17 protein-coding genes are annotated in these 24457 nt (G+C 45.6%); 6 read left to right on the top strand and 11 right to left on the bottom strand.

The window, feature by feature from the left end:
• The first annotated feature begins 428 nt into the window (after positions 1–428).
• The 3 genes from AB4623_RS09910 (at position 429) to AB4623_RS09920 (ending at position 5327) form a co-directional block, all read left to right on the top strand.
• Entirely contained in the window at positions 429–779 is a 351-nt protein-coding gene (locus AB4623_RS09910) for an EF-hand domain-containing protein (RefSeq protein ID WP_017059884.1), read from the top strand.
• A 124-nt stretch (positions 780–903) separates the two neighbouring features.
• Positions 904–2226 (top strand): efflux RND transporter periplasmic adaptor subunit, encoded by a 1323-nt coding sequence (locus tag AB4623_RS09915; protein WP_032545691.1) that lies wholly within the window; start codon positions 904–906, stop codon positions 2224–2226.
• A complete protein-coding gene (locus AB4623_RS09920; RefSeq protein ID WP_372146304.1) occupies positions 2223–5327 on the top strand; it encodes an efflux RND transporter permease subunit in 3105 nt (1034 codons plus the stop codon). The genes AB4623_RS09915 and AB4623_RS09920 overlap by 4 nt, the downstream gene beginning before the upstream one ends.
• Positions 5328–5699: 372 nt before the next feature.
• Here the strand turns inward: AB4623_RS09920 and purL are convergent, their stop codons facing one another.
• Positions 5700–9608: a phosphoribosylformylglycinamidine synthase gene (gene purL, locus AB4623_RS09925; protein WP_372146305.1), complete on the bottom strand. Its 3909-nt coding sequence runs from the start codon at positions 9606–9608 to the stop codon at positions 5700–5702.
• 329 nt (positions 9609–9937) lie between these two features.
• Here purL and mltF point away from each other — a divergent pair, with 329 nt between their 5' ends.
• Together mltF and AB4623_RS09935 are read left to right on the top strand one after the other, a co-directional pair.
• A complete protein-coding gene (gene mltF, locus AB4623_RS09930) occupies positions 9938–11506 on the top strand; it encodes a membrane-bound lytic murein transglycosylase MltF (protein ID WP_372146306.1) in 1569 nt (522 codons plus the stop codon).
• Positions 11507–11822: 316 nt separating this feature from the next.
• The gene (locus AB4623_RS09935; protein ID WP_017059878.1) at positions 11823–11954 is read left to right on the top strand and encodes a hypothetical protein; all 132 of its coding nucleotides are present in this window, start codon (positions 11823–11825) and stop codon (positions 11952–11954) included.
• A gap of 61 nt (positions 11955–12015) precedes the next feature.
• Here AB4623_RS09935 and tadA read toward each other — a convergent pair whose 3' ends face one another.
• The 7 genes from tadA to AB4623_RS09970 all read right to left on the bottom strand — a co-directional run bounded on the left by tadA (position 12016) and on the right by AB4623_RS09970 (position 18960).
• On the bottom strand, positions 12016–12621 hold the full coding sequence (gene tadA, locus AB4623_RS09940) for a tRNA adenosine(34) deaminase TadA (protein ID WP_372146308.1): 606 nt from the start codon (positions 12619–12621) through the stop codon (positions 12016–12018).
• Between the two features lie 85 nt (positions 12622–12706).
• Positions 12707–13996: a hemolysin family protein gene (locus tag AB4623_RS09945; protein ID WP_017059876.1), complete on the bottom strand. Its 1290-nt coding sequence runs from the start codon at positions 13994–13996 to the stop codon at positions 12707–12709.
• 198 nt (positions 13997–14194) lie between these two features.
• Positions 14195–15757 (bottom strand): AbgT family transporter, encoded by a 1563-nt coding sequence (locus AB4623_RS09950; protein ID WP_017059875.1) that lies wholly within the window; start codon positions 15755–15757, stop codon positions 14195–14197.
• 298 nt (positions 15758–16055) lie between these two features.
• Positions 16056–16505: a prepilin-type N-terminal cleavage/methylation domain-containing protein gene (locus AB4623_RS09955; RefSeq protein ID WP_017059874.1), complete on the bottom strand. Its 450-nt coding sequence runs from the start codon at positions 16503–16505 to the stop codon at positions 16056–16058.
• Entirely contained in the window at positions 16495–17805 is a 1311-nt protein-coding gene (locus tag AB4623_RS09960; protein ID WP_017059873.1) for a hypothetical protein, read from the bottom strand. The genes AB4623_RS09955 and AB4623_RS09960 overlap by 11 nt, the downstream gene beginning before the upstream one ends.
• Positions 17802–18383 (bottom strand): PilW family protein, encoded by a 582-nt coding sequence (locus AB4623_RS09965; protein WP_017059872.1) that lies wholly within the window; start codon positions 18381–18383, stop codon positions 17802–17804. Before AB4623_RS09965 ends, AB4623_RS09960 begins: the two co-directional genes overlap by 4 nt.
• A gap of 28 nt (positions 18384–18411) precedes the next feature.
• The gene (locus tag AB4623_RS09970) at positions 18412–18960 is read right to left on the bottom strand and encodes a GspH/FimT family pseudopilin (protein WP_017059871.1); all 549 of its coding nucleotides are present in this window, start codon (positions 18958–18960) and stop codon (positions 18412–18414) included.
• A 102-nt stretch (positions 18961–19062) separates the two neighbouring features.
• Here AB4623_RS09970 and AB4623_RS09975 point away from each other — a divergent pair, with 102 nt between their 5' ends.
• Positions 19063–19500, top strand: coding sequence for a type IV pilin protein (locus AB4623_RS09975; protein WP_017059870.1), 438 nt, complete (start codon positions 19063–19065; stop codon positions 19498–19500).
• Between the two features lie 130 nt (positions 19501–19630).
• On the opposite strand, the gene dnaJ is transcribed toward AB4623_RS09975, so the two are convergent.
• From dnaJ to AB4623_RS09990, 3 genes are all read right to left on the bottom strand, one after another.
• Complete coding sequence (gene dnaJ / locus AB4623_RS09980; RefSeq protein WP_017059869.1) at positions 19631–20779, bottom strand: molecular chaperone DnaJ; 1149 nt, start codon at positions 20777–20779, stop codon at positions 19631–19633.
• 284 nt (positions 20780–21063) lie between these two features.
• The gene (dnaK, locus tag AB4623_RS09985; protein WP_017067645.1) at positions 21064–22977 is read right to left on the bottom strand and encodes a molecular chaperone DnaK; all 1914 of its coding nucleotides are present in this window, start codon (positions 22975–22977) and stop codon (positions 21064–21066) included.
• Positions 22978–23363: 386 nt separating this feature from the next.
• The gene (locus AB4623_RS09990) at positions 23364–24401 is read right to left on the bottom strand and encodes a polysaccharide lyase family 7 protein (RefSeq protein WP_017059866.1); all 1038 of its coding nucleotides are present in this window, start codon (positions 24399–24401) and stop codon (positions 23364–23366) included.
• Between the last annotated feature and the right edge of the window lie 56 nt (positions 24402–24457).

Here is a 24457-nt window from a genome sequence, read left to right on the forward strand (position 1 = left end):
GGGAATCATTATTGCCCCACTACCAGTCAGAGTTAACAGAATGTTAACATGTATTTACCCTACTAAAAGTAATCCCTTGTCTGTTGGATATTTGCAAGGCAAACTGCTGGGCAAAAGTTCGAAAACACTCTGAAAGTCTAAAAATCGCCATATTTTTCGAAACTAGGGATTTTATATCATTGGCTTTTCGGTTTCGGTGGCTGAAAGTTTGGGATAATTTGAAAACCATTTGGACATAGCTATGCCTGTACTCTTACCAGAGTACTAGCGGCAGAAGTTTCATAATTTCTGTTGCGCTGCGCTTACAAACCGATAAGAACATAAATCGATATCTACTTAGCCATCTTTACATACCTTTACATCACATGACGTTATCTTACTTACATTAGTATATTCTTAAGTAGTGAAACAAAGAGAAGGAAAACGTCATGAAAATCAAAAGCACGATAATCGCGTTACTCGGTATCGTTATTGCCTTCGGAGCAATGGCTGGTGGAATGAATAAAGGCATGAATAACAATATGTCACGCCCAGTATTTTCACAGTTTGATCTCGATGGTGATGGCAAGATAACCGAAGCCGAGTTCAATCAAGCACGCTCAGAACGTATTGCCCAGCGAGCAGAAGAGGGACGTACGTTGAAAAATATCAATCAAAGCCACAGTTTTGCTTCGTTAGATAGCAACGCGGATCGCGCTATCTCTCAACAAGAGTTTAATGCTCATCAAGGCATGGTGAACCCCAAAAATACCATGGGCAAAGGCAAAAACAATCAGTAGCTCAATTCAATCAGGCCTCCATTTGTGAGGCCTGACTTATTTTGAGATCAAGGAAGCAAATCCGCTTATGTTGGTGTGCTACCTTTTGCTTAAGGAAAAGCTAATATATAGTAAGGGAATCGCTATGACTAGGTATAGCTGGTTACAAAGGGCTCTGTTTGTTCCTCCTGTTTTGTTGGGCATCGCGTTATTGGTGATCGCACCAGGGATGAAGGCTGAACCGCCTAATGCGAGTAATACGGCTGCTAAAAAGGTGGTTCGGGTGTTGAAAGTCGAGCCGCGAAATATCCAACCTTCTGCCATCGGATATGGACATACCGAGTCTGTTCAAGACTGGCAGGCACAGTCTGAACTTGACGGCGCGGTTGTGTGGGTTTCTGAGCAATACAAAACGGGTGCTATTATCCGCAAAGACAGCGAACTCCTTAGAATTGACCCCACCGCTTATCAACTTACTATTGCCCGTTTGCAAGCTGAGCTTGAAGTGCTAATGCTAACGAATCAGACCATTATCGATTCGCTCAAGATTGCAGAGAAAGAGTTTGAGGTACAACAGTCAGAATATGCCCGCTCAATCAAATTGAGTGAAACCGGGCATATCTCCAAAACAGAGAAAGACCGCGCGACCAAAGACTTGCTCAGCAGCCAGCAACAGCTCCAGACACAGAAAAACCAACTGGCAATTAATCAAGCGCAGCAAAAGGTTTTGCAAACGGAACTAGCACTTGCAAACCGAGATCTCGAACAAACCGTAATTAAAGCCCCATTTGATATTCGCATTGTCGAAACCTTGGTTGGACTCGCCGAGTATGTCAACAAGGGGGAATTGCTGCTCAAAGCGGATGACATCGATGCCGTTGAGGTTCGCGCGCAGTTTCCGCTTGGTAAAATGCGTCCGCTAAGAAATTCCAATCGCTTTGACTCGCTTGACGAAGATGTTCATAGCAACTTGAGCGCGACAGTCGAGCTCCAAGCAGGCGATAAAGTAATTACTTGGCCTGCCGAGATCAGCCGCTCCGGCGGTGAAATCGATGCTCAGACTCAAAGCCAAAGCCTGGTTGCACAAGTAAATCAGCCCTATCAGCAAGCCATTCCCGGGGAGAAGCCACCACTTATTCGTGGGACTTTCGTTAAAGTCACGATTAAAGCACCAATGATGGAGCAACAAGTCTTGCTACCGATAAACGCCATCCATGATGGTAAAGTTTACACTGTCTCTGAAGGTAAACTGAAAAGCAAACCTGTCAGGATAGATTTCGTCCAAGGGCAGGTTGCGGTGATCAAATCTGGCGTGGAATTCGGTGATGTGGTTGTGCTAAGTAAACTTTCACCCGCCGTTGAGGGGATGGCTTTACAACCGCAACCGGATGAGAAAATCGGCCTTTGGTTGGATACGCAGAGCGGATTTAAAGCCCTAAACGCGATTCAGAAAGAGGGCAAATTATGATCGCTTTTTTTGCTCGGCACACCACTGGCGCCAATGTCCTGATGATGGCGGTACTGCTGTTAGGGGCTTTTGCCTTGCCCAAACTGCAGAAAGACACTTTTCCGTTGACGCCGACCAAAAATATTGAGGTTCGGATCGTTTATCCGGGCGCGTCACCTTTTGAGATGATGGAAGAAGTGTGTTACCCGTTGGAAGATTCTCTCGATAAGCTGAGTGGAATTAAAGAGTTAAGCTGTGATGCCCGAGAGAGTTTGGTCATCGCCAATGTGGAAATCGGCGATGATGAAGACATTGACACTTTAACCAGCGATATTCAACAGCAGGTTAACGCCATCAGTGATTTTCCGGATCGAGTTGAGCAGATCACGGTGTCGAAACTGGACCGAGTGGCAACGGTGGCCAGTGTCGCGATTACCGGCAATATGTCAGATAGGGACTTATATCTCTATGCCCAACAAATTAAGCACAAGTTAAAAGAGAGCCCATTGATCGCTCAGGTGACCGTGAGCGGTTTTGCGGATCAAGAAATAGAAATTCGCGTATCGCAGTGGAAGTTGCAGCAGTACGGCCTGAGTGTGTCCGACTTGTCCAATCTAGTACAACAGCAAAGTATCAGCACTCCTGCTGGCGTATTTAGTAATGACTTGGAAGAGATCAGCGTCCGCTTCGACCACTTAGGCAGCAACGTCAGAGACTTCGAAAATATCGTGATTAAATCCAGTGAGACGGGGACTCAGGTTCGCCTCGGTGATGTTGCCGTTATTCAGCAGAAGTTCACTAGCGATGAAAATCAAATCCTGTTCAATGGTCAGCGTGCCGCTTTGCTTCAGGTGTCCAAAACGCAATTTCAAGATACCTTAACGGTCAAAGATGCGATCGTCAGCATCGTTGAAAAAGAACAGGCGAGAGCCCCTGAAGGCGTCGATTTAACCATCACCCAAGATTCCAGCACCAATATTATTGAGCGTCTGAGAATCCTCACCAGCAATGGCGCACAGGGATTAGCACTGGCATTTTTGATGTTGTGGGCGTTTTTTAATATTCGCTTTAGCTTTTGGGTCACCATGGGGCTGCCGGTTTCATTCCTTGGCGCCATTTTTGCGATACAACTTCTCGGTTATACCCTGAATATGATGACGCTGGTCGGGCTGATTGTCGCGATTGGTCTGCTAATGGACGACTCGTTGATCATTGCAGAAAACATCGCTGCCAAGAGGCAACAAGGGCTACCCGCGTTTGACGCTGCAGTTGAAGGTACCAAACAAGTCTTCCCAGGTGTGATTGCATCGTTTGCTACCACCATCATGGTGATAGGGCCGCTGATGTTTCTCACAGGCAAGATGGGCGAAGTACTACGCTATATTCCCATCGTGTTATTGATTACCTTGCTTGTTAGTCTGATAGAAGCTTTCTTGATCTTGCCGTCTCATTTGGCACATAGCCATACTGAATCTCGCTCTAATCCTATACGGGACAAGTTCATTGCCGGTTTTGAAAACATCAGAGACAGATTCTTTGTGCCAGTGAGTGTCAAGGCGATGAATGCACCTTATCTTTCAGTAGGGATATTGGTGATGGTGGTGATGATTTCAACCGCTTCCATTTCGTCAGGTTGGCTGAAATTCAAAGCCATGCCTGCCTTGGAAAGTGATGTGCTGCAGGCGCGTATCTTGCTCCCTCAAGGCAGTTTACTGAGCCAGACAGAGGCGGTGGTGGAGAAGGTTTCAAACGCGCTTGATGAACTCAACCAAGAATACGCAGAGAAATACCCAAGCTCAAAACCTTTGGTCGCGAGCACCACGATCATGTTCAACTCAAATGCTGATGCTAATGAGTCGGGGCCGCATATGGCAACCGTCAGTGCCGATCTATTGCCAGCGCAATTTAGGCAGCAGAGCATTAAAGATCTGATCCAAGATTGGAAACAAAAAGTAGGCCCTACGGCGGATGTGGTTTCACTCAAGTTTACCGATAAAGAACGGGGCATTGCTGGCAATGGCATTGATATTCGGGTTCAGGGTGAGTCGTTACAAGAGCTCAATCAAGTCAGCCGCTCGCTGGTGAAATGGTTGAAGGGATTTGACGGTGTCTATAACCTCTCCACCGATCTGCGTGAGGGCAGAACCGAATTTCACGTTAACCTTAAAGATGAAGCTGGCGTGATGGGAGTTAATGCTTCCAACATTGCTCAAACGCTGCGCAGCGCGGTAAAAGGCAGTACTGATCTGACGGTTTTCCAACAAGGCGAGCTGGTGGATATTAGTGTGAGACTGGATGAGTTTACGCACCAAGCTAGCCTGTATGAGTTGAATAACTTGATGGTGACGGCAGGCAATGGAACCCTAGTTCCATTATCAAGTGTTGCGACGTTTGACAGAAAACAAGCCTTCTCGCGAATTCACCGCATTAATGGGATGAACACTGTGGTTGTGCAAGGCAATATCGATACGCGGGTTGCCAATGCGCGTGAAATCATGCTGCAGTTCAATAGCGAATTTGTCTCGCAAACTCAACACAAATTCCCAGACATCACCTTCACCTCGCAAGGTCAGGATAAAGAAAGCTCAGATACGGGCTCCTCGCTGGCGACCTTCTTTGCTCTTGGCGTGGTGGGGATTTATCTTATTTTAGTGTTCCTGTTACAAAGCTACACTCAACCGATTGCTGTGCTGCTGGCAATCCCTATGGGCTGGATTGGTGTGGTATGGGGGCACTTGGGCATGGGGTTCGATTTGACTATTCCAAGCTTGGTTGGCTTTGCTACCTTAGCGGGTATCGTCGTTAACGATAACATTCTGTTGGTCAATTTTATTAAGAAGAATATCGCCCAAGGCGAGCGCTTGATAGACGCTTGTCGAGAGGCGGTACGTGACCGATTTAGAGCGATATTTATCACCTCGTTAACCACATTTGCAGGATTGCTTCCACTGTTAATCGAAACCAGTACGCAAGCGCAATTTCTGATCCCGTTAATTGCCAGTATTGCGTTTGGCTTAGTCTCGGCTACGTTACTAGCGTCAATTGTTGTGCCTTGCGTGCTGCTTATTTTGGACGATTTAAAGCTGACCAAATGGGCAGAAGGTGCTCAATCTTCCCTTTGAGGCCCTTGGGAGTGCATGCTGAACCATGTCATTTAGCCCGGCATGAAAATGGTAGTTTGCGTAGAATTTATTTGGCGATTAAACCCTATCACTGACTGCTGTTTTTTTGCGTACAAAAAACAATAGGGTCAGGTCTTGTCTTTTGCTCTTTGGTGGCAGTTTTTCTATCAGGTTTAGTTATTTGTCATACCTGAAGTTATTAGTCATTTGCTAATGTTTGATTTTCCAAAACTCATTTATGTCCAAAAGTTTGTTATACACACATCCACTATACGGTGATCCCTACACCACACTCACCACCAAAAAAAGCGCAGACCTTTCGATCTGCGCTTGTGGTTATTGTCCCGATAACACTGTTTAAATCGTTTTCAATTAACCCACGTTCTTACGTGCGTTTTGGAACATACGCATCCAAGCGCCATTCTCGCCCCAACCTTCCGGAGACCAAGAGTTTGCAACCGTACGGAAGACACGCTCTGGGTGAGGCATCATAATTGTCACGCGGCCGTCAGTCGTTGTTAAACCTGTGATAGCGTTTGGCGAACCATTCGGGTTATTCGGGTATTGCTGCGTTTGGTTACCGTTGTTATCAACGTAACGTAGAGCAACCGTACCTGAGTTTTCAATCGCGTTTAGGTGGTCGTTATCACGTACTTCTACGCGGCCTTCACCGTGAGAAACAGCGATTGGCATACGAGAACCTTCCATGCCGTTGAAGAATACAGAATCTGACTTCTGAACTTCTACTAGGCTGAAACGTGCTTCAAAGCGCTCAGATTCGTTGCGAACGAAACGTGGCCAGTACTCCGCACCTGGGATAAGTTCACGTAGATTCGACAGCATCTGACAACCGTTACACACACCTAGAGAGAAGGTATCTTCACGCTTGAAGAAGTTTTCAAACTGGTCACGAGTAGAGTCATTAAACAAAACCGACTTCGCCCAACCTTCACCAGCACCTAGTACATCACCGTAAGAGAAGCCACCACATGCCACAAGGCCGTTGTATTCTTCTAGTACCGCTTGACCTGTTAGGATGTCGCTCATGTGAATATCAGTTGCTTCGAAGCCTGCACGGTCGAATGCTGCTGCCATTTCAACGTGAGAGTTAACACCCTGCTCACGTAGAATCGCCATCTTAGGCTTAGCACCTGTGTTGATGAACGGTGCTGCGATGTCTTCGTTTACGTCAAAGCTCAGTTTCACGTTCAGACCTGGGTCCGAGTTGTCTTTCTTCGCTTCGTGTTCTTGGTCAGCACATACTGGGTTATCACGCAGACCTTGCATCTTGTGCGTTGTCTCAGCCCAGATAGTACGTAGTTCAGTACGGTTACGTTCAATCACTACAGACTCGCCAGACTTAATCACTAGTTCATCTGATGCTTCCCCTTCACCAACAACGCTGCCAATCACATGAGAACATGCTTCTAGACCGTTAGCTGCAAGAGTAGAAAGTACTGCGTCTAGGTCGTCGTTACGGACTTGGATTACTGCACCTAGCTCTTCGTTGAACAGTGCTGCTAGCGTGTCTTCACCTAACGCTTCAATGTTTGCATTAACACCACAGTGACCTGCGAATGCCATTTCTGCTAGCGTTACGAATAGACCACCATCGCCTTTATCGTGGTAAGCGACAACTTGGTCGTTCGCTACAAGTGCTTGAACGCCTTCGTAGAAACCTTTTAGTTGCGCTGCGTTGTCTACGTCTGCTGGCTTGTCACCAAGCTGCTTGTAAACCTGTGCAAGTGCTGTTGCACCCATACGGTTTTTGCCGTTACCTAGGTCGATAAGAACTAGGCTTGTATTACCTTTGTCAGTGCGAAGCTGAGGAGTAATCGTCTTACGAACATCTTCAACACGTGCAAACGCAGTGATAACAAGAGATAGCGGAGACGTTACTTCTTTCTGCTCACCATTCTCTTCCCACTTAGTCTTCATCGACATTGAGTCTTTACCCACTGGGATAGTTAGACCCAGAGCTGGACATAGTTCTTCACCAACCGCTTTAACCGCTTCGTAAAGACCTGCATCTTCACCTGGGTGACCTGCTGGAGACATCCAGTTAGCCGACAGTTTAATGTGTTTGATATCGCCGATGTTGGTCGCTGCGATGTTAGTAATTGCTTCACCAACCGCTAGACGAGCCGATGCGCCGAAGTCTAGAAGTGCCACTGGCGTACGCTCACCAAGAGACATAGCCTCACCGTGGTAAGAGTCGTAGCTTGCCGCTGTTACTGCGCAGTTAGCAACAGGAACCTGCCATGGACCAACCATTTGGTCACGAGCTACAAGGCCTGTTACCGAGCGGTCACCGATGGTGATAAGGAATGTTTTCTCAGCGACTGTTGGCAAGCGAAGAACACGGTCAACCGCTTCGTTCCTCTCGATGCCAGAACGGTCAATCGCAGGGTTGTTAGCTTTTAGCGTTTTCGCGTCACGGTGCATCTTAGGTGTTTTACCTAATAGGATGTCCATTGGCATGTCGATTGGCGTGTTGTCGAAGTGTGAATCTTCTAATTTCAGATCACGTTCTTCAGTTGCTTTACCAACCACTGCGTACGGTGCACGTTCACGCTTACAAATCGCGTCGAACGTTGCCATGTCTTTATCAGCAACCGCCATTACATAACGCTCTTGAGATTCGTTACACCAGATCTCAAGTGGGCTCATGCCCGGCTCATCGTTTGGCACGTCACGTAGATTAAAGATACCGCCACGCTCGCCATCGTCGACTAGCTCAGGAAGAGCATTCGAGATACCGCCCGCGCCCACATCGTGGATAAATGCGATTGGGTTCGCATCACCAAGCTGCCAACAACGGTCGATAACTTCCTGACAACGACGCTCCATCTCTGGGTTTTCACGTTGTACAGAAGCGAAATCAAGATCTTCAGAAGAAGAACCAGAATCCATTGAAGATGCCGCACCGCCGCCAAGGCCGATGTTCATCGCAGGACCACCTAGAACGATTAGGCTTGCACCTACCGGGATCTCTTTCTTCTGAACGTGCTCATCACGGATGTTGCCAAGACCACCAGCTAGCATGATTGGTTTGTGGTAACCACGCACTTCTTCACCTGCGTGAGAGTTTACTTTCTCTTCGTAAGTACGGAAGTAGCCAAGTAGGTTTGGACGACCAAATTCGTTGTTGAATGCCGCTCCACCAAGAGGACCTTCAAGCATGATATCCAGAGCAGTAACGATACGGCTTGGCTTACCAAAGTCAGTTTCCCAAGGTTGAACGAAGTTCGGGATCTTAAGGTTAGATACAGAGAAAGCAACAAGACCCGCTTTTGGCTTACCACCAATACCGGTTGCGCCTTCATCACGGATTTCACCGCCTGAACCTGTCGATGCGCCTGGCCACGGTGAGATTGCCGTTGGGTGGTTGTGCGTTTCAACTTTCATCAAGATGTGTGTTTTTTCTTGGTGGTAGCTGTACTGGCGAGTTTCTGGATCTGGGAAGAAACGACCAACTTCAGAACCTGTCATTACCGCTGCGTTATCTTTATAAGCAGACAGAACATGTTCTGGTGTCGTTTCAAAGGTGTTCTTAATCATCTTGAACAATGATTTTTCTTGCTTAACGCCATCGATAGTCCAATCAGCGTTAAAGATCTTATGACGACAGTGCTCTGAGTTCGCTTGTGCAAACATCATTAGCTCGATGTCCGTCGGGTTACGACCTAGCTTCTCAGTGAAGCTTTCAAGAAGGTAATCAATCTCATCTTCTGCAAGTGCAAGACCTAGGGTAACGTTTGCTTTTTCAAGCGCTTTACGTCCACCAGTTAGTAGGTCAACTTCCGCATAAGGAGCAGGCTCAGCAACGGTAAATAGTGCCGCCGCTGATTCGAAGTCAGTGAAAACCACTTCCATCATACGGTCGTGCAGGATTGCTTTCAGCTCAACAAGTTGAAGTTCAGAAAGTTCAGCAGAGGTTTCAATGTAGAAAGCAGTACCGCGCTCTAGACGTGACACTTTAGCCAGTCCGCAGTTGTGTGCGATATCTGTTGATTTTGAAGACCAAGGCGAGATAGTGCCTGGGCGTGGCGTTGCAAGCAGCAGTAAACCTTCAGGTTCATGCTCTTCAATCGTTGGACCGTAAGTCAGTAGCTTTTCTAGCTTCTCAACTTCAGACTCATCTAGGTCTGCCGTTAGATCAGCAAAGTGGGCAAACTCAGCGTAAATACCTGTTACAGGTAAGCTTAATTCACGACAAAGCTCTAAAAGCTTGTTAACACGAAACTCAGATAGAGCTGGGGAGCCACGCAAAATTCTCATGTGCTTACGTCTCTTATGCAGTTGATTAAGGTAGTATTGGAATAAATTCAGTGGGTTAAAGGAAAAACCTAACTGTTTTCTTCGAAGCTATTCCCGAAGGTTTAAAAACCTATGCCGATCCCACCTCTTCAATGCGAGCGCATTATAAAGCATTTCTTTTTGTGACGTAACACCAAAAGCAACCGTTTGCGTGATTTTTTTTATCTTTCTGCGTAAATGGTACTTTTGCTGCATTTATCACCACTTTTACAACTGTTTAATTAAACCTGCTTTGCCAGCCTTGCGGGGTTTGGTATAAAGGAGCTTCCACTTTTCGAGATTTCATTTTGATGCCTAAATTTACGCTCATCTTTTCGTCTAAGTTCCTTCTGCTCGCCATCGCCCTATTTGGGTTGGCTGGATGCCAGATTGAATCTGAACCTAAAAGTGTCCTTGAGCAGATACGAGATCGTGGCGTTCTTCGTGTCGGCACCCTAAATAACCAACTCTCTTATTACATCGGTCCTGATGGTCCTGCTGGCTTGGATTACGAATTAGCTCGTGAATTTGCGCAGGAGCTTGGTGTAAAGCTTGAGGTTAAACCCGCTTACCGTTTGTCTGGCTTGTTCCCTGCACTGCAGAAAGGCGAAATCGATCTTATCGCGACCGGCTTAACGCAAAACAACAAACTGACACGAGCTTATCGCGCCGCACCTGCTTATTACTACGTAAGCCAACAGGTCGTATACAAAAAAGGCCAGTGGCGACCGAGAAACCTTGAACAACTGATCAATTTCGAGAATGAGCGTCAGGTTGACTTTGTTAAAGCACAAACTGAATCAGAAGAGGCGGCGTCTACTGACACATTAACGCCATCTTTGGTTGTGGTGAAAGACTCACACTTTGAGCCAACACTAAAGCAGCTGCAGAAAACACACGATGACTTTATCTATGATGCGGTCGGCAATGCTGATATCAACGACCTGCTCAAAGAAGTATCGACTGGCGAGCGCTTATTTACGGTTGCGGACTCAATTGAGCTGTCACTGGCACAACGTTTATACCCAGACGTAGCTTTGGCTTTTGAACTGACAGAAGACCAACCTATCTCTTGGTATTTGCAGAAGTCTGAAGATGAAAGCCTTTATGCTCTGTTGATTGAGTTCTTCGGTAACCTAAAACAGTCTGGTGAACTGGCTTCACTAGAAGAGAAATACATCGGCCACATCGGCACTTTTGACTACGTTGATACTCGTGCCTTTATCCGCGCACTGGACAGCAAGTTGCCAAAATGGTCGCCGCTATTTCAAAGGTACTCTCAAGAATTTGATTGGCGCTTGATTGCCGCTTTGGCCTACCAAGAATCACACTGGAACCCTGTTGCACGCTCACCAACGGGTGTTCGTGGCATGATGATGTTGACACTGCCCACCGCGAAGAGTGTTGGGGTAACCAACCGTCTCGACCCGAACCAGTCGGTACAAGGCGGTGTTGAGTACCTGCGTCGTATCGTGAACCGAGTACCAGATTCAATAACTCAACACGAAAAGATCTGGTTTGCACTTGCTTCATACAATGTCGGTTACGGGCACATGATGGACGCGCGTCGCCTCACGAAGGCACAAGGTGGCGATCCCGATGCTTGGGGCGATGTGAAAGACAGACTGCCTCTGTTAAGACAGAAGAAGTACTACAGCCAAACTCGCTACGGCTATGCGCGTGGTGATGAAGCTAGAAATTACGTTGAGAACATTCGCCGTTATTACCAAAGCATCATCGGCCATGTAAATAAGCGTAATAAAGAACAAGAAGAGAGTCTTGAGGGTTTGATTGTCATCCCACCTTTAGAGACTTCTAGTGCTGAATCAAGCATTAGCGCTGCTGAATCGACAGTAAGCAGTTCTGAGCCTTCACAGTAAAACCCAAAAGAGCAATGCCATCTAGCATTGCTCTTTTTTATTGTCTTTTTTCGACTCTTCTTTCGTCACTAAGGGATAAGGGAAGCAGGCAAGAAAATGATGATGAGATCTAGAGTGTCATATTGCAGTAACAATCGAACCTTATAACGGCACACCACAATCAAGATTATGCTCTGTTGCACTGCAATGCTGGCTTTAGACTAGAACTGCTCTTCTATTTAAGCCAAGCGTGCGACAGGCCAAACAAACGAATAACACTATAATTAAATCGTTAGTCCAAACTAAAAAGTCAGACGACAAATAGGAAATCATTGAAATGATGAAGAAACTGAAATCGAAACGCCTTGATAAGACCGTTGCTGCAAACCGTCGTAAGCGTATGCTTTCAAATAATAAGAAGAAGATCATTTGGCGCAATCGCGCTTTCATGCAGATGATTGCTGAGTAAATGTAGTTACTCAGTCAGTTTGCTTGGCACTCTTGCGATAGAGAGTGCCGAAAGTACGCTGCTATTTCTTATTGCCAGCCTTCATCTCTGCTTCTAAACGCTGCTCTTCCAACAGACGTTCTTGCTTTCGCTTCTCTTTTATCTCTTTTCTACGACGCTTGAAAAACGCTTGTAATTGCTCACGGCACTCTTCCTCTAACAAACCATGTTCAACGTCGGCATAGTGGTATGAGGCCTGGCTTTCAAACAAATTCAACACTGTACCTGCAGCGCCTGCTTTTAAGTCTGGAGCACCAAACACAATGCGCTTTACTCGGCTGTGTAGCAAGGCACCTGCGCACATTGGGCAAGGCTCTAGCGTAACGTATAAAGTGGTATCGAGTAGCCGATAGTTTTCTAAGGCTTGACCGGCTTTACGCAAGGTTTCAATTTCTGCGTGTGCCGTAGCATCGTGGCTGCCAATCGAACGGTTCCATCCTTCAGAGATAATCTCCCCATCTTTTACTAATACTGCACCAACAGGAACCTCTCCCTCGCTCTCTGCTTGCTTAGCTACCTCAATGGCGCGTCGCATGAAGATTTCATCTTGAGGGGTGAATTGATGGTCTGACAAAGGGAACTCCAGAAAACAAAGGATAAAAACGAAAATAGGTATGCGGTGAAGCATACCTAATCTTCGTGATAATGAACAATAAAGAGGTTAAGACAACAAGAGACAATGAACCATTGCCGCTTGCTGGTTGGTCGAACTGTTAGCTATTAGCGTCTTCTGTGTCACCGGCTATTGGCGTCGCTTTGATGCTCACAATACGGTTATTCTCAACAGAGATAATTTCAAACTGCCACTGCTGGTATTGAACAACTTCGCCTGCATCCGGTAAGCGCCCTATTAACCAAGTCACAAGGCCATTCAACGTTTGGAAGCTCTCGCTTTCGCCCTCAAAATCCGATAGCTCTAAACGGTTCTTCAGTTCACTGATAGGAATCAATCCATCCACCAACAAACCGTCTTCCACTTGCTCGGTCCAAAGATCGTTCGGATTATTCGATAGCTCGCCAGCAATCGCCTCAAGAATATCGTAATGAGTCACAAGACCTTGAACATCGCCATACTCGTCGACAATGAATGCCATCTCGGTGCCCGACTCTTTAAAGTAGCCAAGTAGACGCAGAGCTTTCATCGATTCTGGAACATAGATCGGCGAGCGAGACAGCCCCATGATCACTTGAATGCTTAGATTGCCCGCCTGATTCAGCAAGGCTTTGGCTGACACTGTACCCACCACTTTATTGAGGTGATCTTGGCACAATGGAAACACACTGTGTTTTGATGAACGCAGTTTCTTTAATATCTGCTCAACGGGTTGGTCGACATCCAGAAAGTCGATGTCTCGACGCGGAGTCATCAATGAGCTCACAAGACGATCATCAAGCTGCAAGATATTACGAATCATCTCTTGTTCGCCGCGTTCAATCACACCCGATTCTGAGCCCTCTTTCACAAGTGCATGGATATCATCTTCGGTAACGCTATCTTCTTCACCGCCTCGGCCCATCAACTTAAGAATACCTTCCGTTGAAGCCGACAACGCAAACACAAACGGCGTCGCGATTTTAGATAACCAGAAGATTGGCAGCGCGACTAACACAGCAATGTTTTCAGCTTGAGACTGAGCAAAACGCTTTGGTACCAACTCACCGACAACGATAGCGAAATAAGTAATACCTACCACCACAACCGCAGTAGACAAGATGTTCGCTTGTGTTGGGTCTAGTCCCCACAGTTCAAGTTGAACGGCTAGTGGAGCCGATAGCGTCGCCTCACCCACAATCCCGCTGAGTAGGCCGATTACCGTGATACCGATTTGGATTGTAGAGAGGAAGCGGGTTGGGTTTTCTTTGAGATCAAGAGCAACCTGAGCGGAGCGGTGTTTTTCGGCTAAGCGTTTCAGCCGACTATTTTTTGCTGCTACCAATGCAATCTCAGACATGGCAAACAGACCATTTAAAACAATTAACCCTACTAAAAGCAGAATTTTCATGTGGCTTGGATTTCCTAAATTTACCGGCCAACAATTAGCCGTAATCCGGAGTATAAGCTGAGTGCCTTTATTTTGAATATAAAAAGTTTTGGATATAGAAACCTTGGATATAAAAAACGGAAAAAATAGCGAAAAAAAGCCCGCACATTTCGGTGCGGGCTTAGCAATGAATAAAGCTTAGTTTTGCTTAGTTCAATCTTACATTGTGTAAGTGTAAGGTGCTTGGATACCTAGTGGGATACCAAGAGCCCAGTAAGCTAGCAAGAAGATAGACCAACCGATTAACATCGCAATCGAGAATGGCATCATTAGAGAAGCTAGAGTACCGATACCTGTCGACTTAACGTAGCGCTGACAGTAAACAACAACCAGTGGGAAGAACACCATTAGTGGAGAGATGATGTTAGACACTGAGTCACCTACACGGTAAGCCGCTTGAGATAGCTCAGGAGAGATACCCACAACCATTAGCATTGGAACTAGGATAGGACCAATCAGTGCCCACTTAGCTGAAGCAGAACCAACAAGAAGGTTAACTGCAGCCGTTAGTAGAATCATACCAACAACCGTTGCTTCACCTGGAAGGTCCATCGCTTTCAAGCCTTCAGCACCGTAAAGTGCCAGCATAGTACCGATGTTTGATTGAGCGAATGCAGATAGGAACTGAGCACAGAAGAACGACATTACAATGTATGCGCCCATCGTTGCCATCGTCTCAGACATTGCTTTGATAACATCATTACTATTCTTGAATGTACCCGCTACACGGCCGTAGACGATACCCGGAATAATAAACAGGATGAAGATCAGAGGAACGATAGACTTCATTACTGGTGCTGAGAACGCCGTTAATTCGCCTTCAGGTGAACGAAGTGCTGAGTTTTCAGGCATTAGAGCCGCGATAAGCAGACCAATACCGGCAACCATTGCCCAACCAGCGAATTTGAATGCTTTAGATTCAATGGCTGTGAACGTACCTAGATCAGGTGCTTGTTCTGCATCTTCATCTACAGGCGTATTAGCAAGACGAGGCTCGATAATTTTCTCTGTAACGTACCAACCAATTGCCACAATTAGAATTGAAGACAAACCAGTAAAGAAGATGTTCGCTAGAGGGTTGATCACATATGCAGGGTCAAGAACGTTTGCCGCTGTTTGAGTGAAACCAGCTAGTAGCGGATCAATACCTGAAGGGATAAAGTTCGCTGAGAAACCACCTGATACACCAGCAAACGCTGCTGCAATACCCGCTAGAGGGTGACGACCCGCAGCGTGGAAGATGATACCGCCAAGAGGGATTACTAGAACGTAACCTGCATCTGCTGCTGTGTGAGACACGATAGCAACCAAGATTAGCATTGGCGTTAATAGCTTAGCTGGCGTGAAGTTCAGCATCTTCTTAAGGCCAGTCGTAATGAAGCCTGAAGAGTCAGCAACGCCAACACCTAGCATAGCAACAAGTACGATGCCTAGCGGTGCGAAGCCTGTGAACGTGGTAACCATATTCGCTAGGAAGCTAGCAAGCGCTTCACCAGTTAATAGGTTGTTTACTTCTAGAGCAGCACCCGTTTGAGGGTTGATTAGGTCGAATGAAAGATTCGATAAAAGTGCAGATGCTACCCATACAATAACTAGAGCCCAGAAGAACAGGATTGCTGGATCTGGAATTTTGTTGCCGGCGCGTTCAATGAAGTTTAGAAAGCGGTCCATACCACTGATCTTCTCAGTCGATGGTGCTTTTTTTACGGCTTGGTTACTCATTGTAACTCCATATGTGATGTTGTTTTGTTTAGGCCTAATATAAGTTTTGACCACGGCCTATTGGTACAGCACATATTCTATTAAAGTCGTTGTTAAAAAGCACAAGATTCCACCTAACTTTCCATAAATGGAGACATATTTTGCAAAAATACCATACAACCACAACAATATAAAAACACAAAAAACACCATTCCATATACAGAGTTTTAACTAGCACGCAAACAATGTCCGAGGAGTGAAAATTATCAGTAAAAGGGGTAGCATGAGCCTTGGCATGCAGTAAACGTTTGCTTGAGGGTCAATCAAACTCACTGTATTTGGAGAGCATAGTTTCGAGGTAAATACTTTGTGCGTGGTTCATACGATCTTGCCATGCAATTGTGACAGTAATGCTTTTTAATGCGCTAGACAGAGCACCGTTTGCATTAGTCACTTCACAAGTCATGGCATAGGCAGACCCCGACAAACCGGATAAAGGATCTGAACTTGCTGTGTTGAGACAATGACTCGCCTGATTTAGTTCTGAAAAAGGAATTAAACCTACCGCCCCACTCGCATTAGACGCCCGAGTTCGATAATACTCCATCTGCCTTTCAGCAAAATGCAGCGCTTCGATACTCTGAATCGCATAGTCGGCTTTCTGCTCAGTGTAGGTCTGCAGCTTGACCATGCCTAACGCGGCCACGCCCACCAGTAGAAAAGAGATAAGTACTTCAAGTAAACTAAAACCACGCTGGTTAGAAATCACTCCATGAGCCCTTTTTCCACTGTATTTCGACAGGTTCATCATGCGGGTTGTATTCTCCTCGATAATCTAGATTCATCGAGCCTTTAATCGTAGAAAGCCCCCCGATTGAATCCAAAAATATGCCTCCTTTAGGGAAGAAGGAAGCGTTAGCTATATAGGTACTATTTTCTTTAACCAATAAAGAGTAATCCATCGTTGCTGGTAACTTATCCCAACTATCAGCAAGAAAGTCCGTGTTGTTTTCAGCACCTGAAGCGTCCTTGAAGACACTCATGTCATTCAAGTGATAAAAAGCACCATCAAGTACACTGGCGTTTCCATTTGCGAAAATCCCATTTTCGACCACTAAAGATCGTGGTGTGATCGTTCCTGCACTATCCACAATATTAATGGCTGGGTGCCAAACTACACAGTCCCCAATGACCCACACCTTAGTTTTACCAGCTGAAAAGGCATCATTGATTCGAGTACTGCACTCCTTGCCCACGTATTTATTTGTGTTTGAATCGAAATCTACATGCACGGTATTCCCGTGAGAATCCGTCTCTAATAGGTTTATTACCTCATATTCATTACTTTTAAGGGCGTTGATATTGTCCGTTGTTTTCTTTACCCCGAAGTAGTTTTCGAAACCATTTAGATTGGTGTCATGAACGTAATCACTCATAAAAGCACCGCTAGGATCACTACCCGATGCGGTAATCGTTGCGCTCTCACTCAAGTCAGTTACCGCATCTTTACAAGCGCTAAAATCTGCAGGTGCATTCTCAGGATTAGAAACGGTGGTTAAGCTCCCCCCTGTACCTTTGGTGTGTATAACAGAGTCGAAAAACCGAACTGCCACACACTCATATACACCGTTGTTACTGGTTTCACTGAGTTCAGGGTCGATATCCATGATGTCCTCGGAAATAATTTCGAGAGCCGATATTGCTTGTATGGCCCCCAAACCCGAATCATTAGAAAATCGAATTTCTTTATTAATCGATGTTCTGTTGGCGGTTGAGACAAGGATATTAGCGTTATCGGATGATTTATCTAATGAAGAAAGCTTGTTGCTACAGGAATCCAGGAGATCACCTGGGATCGCGGTACTGCTGTTTTCAATAATAACGCTTAGACCACACTCCAATCCCCCCTCGGCGGTCCAATGTTCTTTGCGAGCTTGAACCTCGTTTTGAGCACGCTTTATTTGGTAAAAAGTGGTTTTAAAGCTACCAAGAGAAACGATCAGCACACCAATCAATAGAATACTGACTAGAAGTAGTGTTACCGCTCCATTTTGCTTTAATCGCATCATTGCCAATTCCTTTGTACCACTGAAGTCACTACTCTCTGACTTTCATCTGCATTCACAAGAGAAGCTTCTAGAGCGATATCGACTCTTTGCGAGGTTGCCAGACTGTTAGATAACTCAGTTACAGAAACCAAAAAAAGTTCTACTTCTATTTGCTTTTCGAAAAACAAACTTTCACATGTCATTGCTCCCAAACCAGATGACGTAATCTGAGTGATATCTAATAAATAAGAAGATTCTTCTTGGCAATAGTTCAGCTTATTACCCTTAAATTGATAGACAATGTTTCGATAGGCCGAAGATGCGCTGTTTTGTCGATAAACAAAACCAACGTAAGATTCACTGGCACTGGATTGAAAGGTATAAATCGTATTGGCAGCGCCCGATAGCTTCACTGATTGTCCAGAGTCTGCATCATAACCGGCTCGCCAGAGCTCCTCTTTCATCATTTGAGTAGTAGCGAATAGGTTCTGAGATAAGAGCAGCTCCAAGCTCTTTTCTGAACTCAAACGTTGGTTGGTAACAAATACCGAGCCGATAGTACCGATAACAATCACACCGATCACAGAGGCCACTAACATTTCGACCAAGGTACTACCTTGAACACTCCTAGCCACAGATCTCATAACCATAATGACCTATGCTATTGCGCCCATCGCTGTTTGGGTCACTGCTGCAAATTCGGATCCGCCCTGTCGTTTTCGATGCGATGATTGAAAGTACATCCGACAGCGCATTCGTGGAGGCGAGTGAAACATTACCGTCTCGAAAACGTCCCCTGACGTTATCGATCGCAATTGAAGTACTATTGGAGAAATTAAAGTCTACTTTTATACCTCTATATGCCGAACCATCAAGATGCATAAGTACATTATCAGAAACGTAAAATGTTGAACTGCTCAACACCATATCCCAATCACCATCAGAACTTTCGGTTCCACCTAAGGCACCTGAAACCAAGAACAAAACATAAAGCTCTTGGTTACGGGTGACCGCTTCTGATCGGGCAGTAATAAGAAAACTATGAACCTCAGGGGCTAAGCGCTGCAGTTTAGAAGAAGCCAACAAAGAACTAAAACTAGGGGCAGCCGCAGCCAGTAGCACTGAAAGCACCACTACAGTAATCAGCAGCTCTAATAGCGTAAACCCGCGAGTCATTTCCCAAATTCCTATGTAATAACTTGAGCAACCGTACTCAACCTTGCGCACATGCTAACACTAAGGAAAAATAGCCAGATAAGTGAAAAGGAAGTCCTCGTGATGATTCGAAAAAATAAATGCAACAGCAACAACACGCGCGTAAAAGGGATGACATTGATCGAGTTATTGATTGTGGTTGCCATCATTGGGATTTTGGGGGCTATCGCCTATCCGAGCTATACCAACCACGTAGTGACTGGACATCGAACTAGCGCACTCGCTGACATAGCTCGAATTCAATTAGAACTAGAAGCAGCCTATGACAGCGGTTATGACTGGAGTGGTATTGTTTCGGGAAGCGATTGTTTGATCTGCGATACCGAAGCGAGTCGTTTTGTTTTCAGTGTCACCAGTTCGGCTTCTGCTGCCTATACGATTACAGCAACACCTCAGTCGGGAGTAGGTCAAGATAAAGACAACTGCTTCGATGGACAAAACCATAAAGTGCTCACTCTCGACAGTGCTAATGTCGAATACCCAGAAGCCTGCTGGATGTAGTGTGATGAGGGTTTCAGGTGAAGAGAAAGAGAAAGAGAAAGAGAAAGAACCAGGTTTGAGATACAAAAAAAACCTGCTACATGAGCAGGTTTTTTAACTTTATCAACAACTTAAAGTATCAACAATCTAATTACTTGGTTAGGTCATCGAAGAAGTTTTTAACGCCGCTAAAGAAACCTTCAGACTTTGGCTTATGCTTGCTTGCCGCTTCACCACCACAGGTTTCTTCGAATTCACGCAGTAATTCTTTCTGGCGAGCGCTTAGCTTAACTGGAGTCTCAACCACTAGCTTAACGATTAGATCACCCACACCGCCACCACGAACGCCTTTCACGCCCTTGCCACGCATACGGAACATACGGCCCGTTTGTGTCTCTTCTGGTACCTTAAGGTTTACACGACCATCCAGTGTTGGAACTTCAACTTCACCGCCTAGAGCAGCCATAGAGAAGCTTACTGGTACTTCGCAGTAAAGGTTGTTGCCGTCACGTTCGAAGATGTTGTGCTCTTTTACGTGTACTTGTACGTACAGATCGCCAGCTGGAGCGCCTTGCTCTCCCGCTTCGCCTTCGCCTGATAGACGAATACGATCGCCAGTATCAACACCAGCAGGGATCTTAACGTTAAGTGTTTTCGTCTTCTGTTTGCGACCTTGACCATGACATGAGTTACATGGGTCTTTGATGATCTTGCCTTTACCGTTACAAGTAGGACAAGTCTGTTGAACCGCAAAGAAACCTTGGCGCATTTGTACTTGGCCGTGGCCATGACAAGTGCCACACGTTTGTGCAGAAGAACCCGCTTTCGCGCCGCTGCCGTCACAAGTATCACACTCTACAAGTGTTGGTACTTCGATTTCTTTAGAAACACCACGAACCGCTTCTTCTAGAGAAAGTTCCATGTTGTAACGTAGATCTGAACCACGTTGTGCACGCTGTTGACCGCCACCACGACGACCGCCGCCGAAGATGTCGCCAAATACGTCACCGAAGATATCGCCGAAGTCACCTTGGCCACCGCCGCCGAAACCACCGCCGCCGCCCATGCCACCTTGTTCAAAGGCTGCATGACCGTATTGGTCGTAAGCTGCTTTCTTTTGAGAATCAGTTAGGATCTCGTACGCTACTTTTACTTCTTTAAACTTATCTGCTGCGGTCTCATCACCCTGGTTACGGTCCGGGTGGAATTTCATCGCTAAGCGTTTGTACGCTTTTTTAATATCGCGCTCTGATGCATCGCGGCTTACGCCTAATACTTCGTAAAAATCACGTTTTGACATGTTCTAGGTCACCAAAATAATTGCTACTACCGAATGATCACTTCAGTAGTCTGTGTATCAATCTAGATAAAAGTTCTGCCGGCTGAAATGCCGAATAAAGCTATTATCTAGATCGACAAGTCTAAATACAAATTTACGGACGTGAGAGTTACCTCTGACGCCCGCAATAATAAGTCTTTGAGACAAATTTCTAAGCAGATAGCTTGAGTCCTAAGTGGAAGCGCGGAGCCTACGTTAGTAGGTGGACACTTCCGATAACGAAATCAGGCTACTCTGCGACGAAATTATTTTTTGTCTTCTTTAACTTCTTCAAACTCAGCGTCTACAACATCGTCGTCTTGCTTAGGTTGTTCACCAGCGTCAGCACCAGCTTGTTCAGCTTGAGCTTTCTGTTGAGCAATTTCCATTAGCTTTTGAGCTGCTTGCATAAGTTCTTGAACTTTAGCGTCGATAGCTTCTTTATCGTTACCAGACTTAACTTCTTCTAGTGCAGTGATAGCCGCTTCGATTTTAGCTTTCTCGTCTGCAGGTAGAGCTTCACCAGCTTCTTCTACTTGCTTCTTAGTGCCGTGAATCATTTGGTCAGCTTGGTTACGTGCAGTTACTAGCTCTTCGAACTTTTTGTCCGCTTCTTTGTTAGCTTCTGCTTCTTGTACCATTGCTTCGATCTCTTCCTCAGACAGGCCGCCTGATGCTTGGATAGTGATCTTCTGCTCTTTACCTGTTGCTTTATCTTTAGCAGATACGTTCAGGATACCATCAGCATCTAGGTCGAATGTTACTTCGATTTGTGGCATGCCACGTGGTGCTGGTTGGATACCTTCTAGGTTGAACTGACCAAGAGACTTGTTGTAAGTCGCTTGCTTACGCTCACCTTGAAGAACGTGGATAGTTACTGCGTTTTGGTTGTCTTCAGCTGTAGAGAACACTTGATCCGCTTTAGTAGGGATAGTTGTGTTTTTCTCGATAAGCTTAGTCATCACGCCGCCCATCGTTTCGATACCGAAAGATAGAGGAGTAACGTCTAGTAGTAGAACGTCTTTAACGTCACCAGCTAGTACACCACCTTGAACAGCAGCACCCATTGCAACAGCTTCGTCAGGGTTCACGTCTTTACGTGGCTCTTTACCGAAGAATTCAGTTACTTTAGCTTGAACCATAGGCATACGAGTTTGACCACCAACTAGGATAACGTCAGTGATTTCGCCTACCGATAGGTCAGCATCCGCTAGAGCAACTTTTAGTGGCTCAAGAGAACGTTGAACTAGGTCTTCAACTAGAGACTCAAGCTTCGCACGAGTCACTTTGATGTTCATGTGCTTAGGACCAGTCGCATCAGCAGTAACGTAAGGTAGGTTTACGTCAGTTTGAGTAGTAGAAGAAAGCTCGATTTTCGCTTTTTCTGCTGCTTCTTTAACACGCTGCATTGCTAGTGGATCAGCTTTAAGGTCGATACCTTGCTCTTTCTTGAACTCATCTACTAGGTAGTTGATCATGCGGTTATCGAAATCTTCACCACCAAGGTGAGTGTCACCGTTAGTTGAAAGAACTTCGAAAGTCTTCTCGCCTTCTACTTCATCGATTTCGATGATAGAGATATCGAATGTACCACCACCAAGGTCGTATACAGCGATAGTGCGATCACCACCTTGCTTGTCTAGGCCGTAAGCTAGAGCAGCAGCAGTTGGTTCGTTGATGATACGTTTAACATCTAGACCAGCGATACGGCCAGCATCTTTCGTTGCTTGACGTTGAGCATCGTTGAAGTAAGCAGGAACAGTTACTACTGCGCCAGTTACTTCTTCGCCTAGGAAGTCTTCAGCTGTTTTCTTCATTTTCTTAAGAACTTCAGCAGATACTTGAGGAGCAGCCATTTTTTGGCCTTGCGCTTCTACCCATGCATCACCGTTGTCAGCCTTAACAATGTTGAAAGGCATGATTTCGATATCGCGTTGAACTTCTTCATCTTCAAAACGACGACCGATTAGACGCTTGATAGCGAACAGTGTGTTTTGAGGGTTAGTAACAGCTTGACGTTTTGCAGGTTGACCAACTAGCGTTTCGCCTTCTGTGTATGCGATTACTGATGCTGTTGTGCGTTCGCCTTCAGCATTTTCAATTACGCGTGGTTTGTCGCCGTCAAGAACAGCAACACAAGAGTTAGTAGTACCTAAATCAATACCAATGATTTTACCCATCAGGCCATCTCCGAATATATATTATTTAGTTTTTTGCTATACCCACATATGTGGGGGTGGTAATCAGGGAATCAACCCTAAGACACAAAATTAAAGTGCAAATGTAATTTGCTTTCGTATGCACCATAGATAAGGGCTGCAAACTGGTTTTCAAGGGAATAAGTAAAAAAAATCTATTTTTTCCCGTATCTTTTTACATAAAGGTAAAAAGTGACCGATCCCTTGCCAATTAAGGCTCCAATGTTGAGAAACTCTCGCATTTGTCGCCACATTGAAACCTCAACCCTATTCCAGATGCCATAAAAAAAGACCTTCATGTGGAAGGTCTTTTTCAAATAGATATTAATCAGTTAAATATTGTTCAAATGGTGACTGATTCAGCCATATTATTGGTTGAGCACTAACTGGTAGAAGCTCGCTTGAGTGTAATCACCCGCTTCCATACCACGCCATTCACAGGCTGAGCTCGACTTCTTAGTGTTGCATTGATTGTATGCGCCCGCCTTGAAGTACATCCAGTCCTGTCCATAACCAAGGTCGATATCATGCCCCTGATACTTACCCTTGGCCAAATCAACATCATACGTCTTCACAATAGGATCGGCTGAGTTTGGATTCTTAGTAAAGGTTAAGTGCATGATGTTATCTTTGATATTCACATCGTATGAGAACACTTCACCTAGCTTGATGCCATCAGCAGGGTCCGAGCTGCCTTTTTTCAGATTGTATTGACCAAATACATCATGGCGAATGTCTTTACGAAGTTTCTTTCCGTTTTCATCCTTCGCGTTTTTCATCTCTGTCGGCGGGTTTAACTCATAGTTCCACGTTAACGAACCATGCTCATGCTCTGGCAATTTGCGGTAAACAATTTTCAGAGGTTCATTATCCGACCCATGGATTTGACCAATAACCACAGAGAATGCACCGGTTTTCTTATAATTACCGCTGGTGCTCACCTGATCAACAGAAAGTGTTGCCGTCATCTGGCCACCGATAGAGCCAAACTCTTCCGCGTTCTTATGGCTTGAAATCGCGAAGTTGTTGCTCGGCGCAGAGTAGCTATCCGCTAGCATCGCTCTTAGCTCACTACGCGTGTTTTTACTGTTTGGCGTCGTTGGAGCTGTATTCGGAGCCACAAACACCATCGCACCAGATTCAGCATCCGTGTAGAACCATTTAGGGTGAACGTAAGGCGTGTCTACATTCGACAGTTCCTTTTTACCAATCTCCAGCGTTTTACCTTTTCTAGACCCTTCAGTCGTCAGCTCCGGTAAGTTAATTTTCCATTTAGATAAATCGAAGTTTTGTGCTGGTGCTTTTGCAGGGTCAAGATTGAACTGTTGACCAATATCGTGATTAGAAGCAAGAGCGGGAGCGGCTAAAAGGCTGGCAGTCAGTAGGCTAAGGTAAGACAGCTTCATTATTGGGTTTCCTTTATGTCGTCATAATGTAGGTTGTCAGAACAATAAAATAATAT

The organism is Vibrio sp. 10N.222.52.C12 (assembly GCF_041474215.1).
Lineage (GTDB): Bacteria > Pseudomonadota > Gammaproteobacteria > Enterobacterales > Vibrionaceae > Vibrio > Vibrio crassostreae_C.